The sequence below is a fragment of the Pusillimonas sp. T2 genome (assembly GCF_002236805.1).
In the GTDB taxonomy this organism is placed as follows: Bacteria; Pseudomonadota; Gammaproteobacteria; order Burkholderiales; family Burkholderiaceae_B; genus Neopusillimonas.
Genome location: NZ_NIQA01000043.1, coordinates 1 through 420 on the forward strand (window position 1 = coordinate 1; position 420 = coordinate 420).

The window sequence follows — 420 nt, forward strand, 5'->3', positions numbered from 1 at the left end:
CGGATTGGCAATTACATCGGTAAAAGTCCGATGAAACCTCCCGCATGAACAATAGGTCCATATTCTGGAATGATGACTTCAATAGTGTGCTGTCCAGCAGCATCTAGATGCTTCATGCAAGTCACTGAGGATGACCCTCCATCTCCATTTGCATACGGGGCGCGATCGGCGGAGCAAAACATGCCGTTTACCGTGATGCAAAGCCCTGAATTAGAGCTTACTTCTGAACCAGGCTTCAAGGCAGCGTACGCTGTTGCGAGAAGCATTCGCGGGCCGTCTGCATCAACCAAAATCACTTTTCGTAATGTATTTCGTCCCATTGTGCAGATACCATCCGGTCCCATCCGGGAAAGATCAGACAAGGCGAATTCTATTGATTCAAGCGCAACTCTCTGCTTTTTCCACGCTCCGGATTGGCAA

The 420-nt window shown here is 49.0% G+C and carries 1 protein-coding gene; it reads right to left on the bottom strand.

From position 1 onward, the window contains the following. Positions 1 to 11 precede the first annotated feature (11 nt). Positions 12 to 420 (bottom strand): hypothetical protein (locus tag PuT2_RS15790; RefSeq protein ID WP_216820841.1); only part of this gene is annotated, 409 nt, incomplete at its 5' end.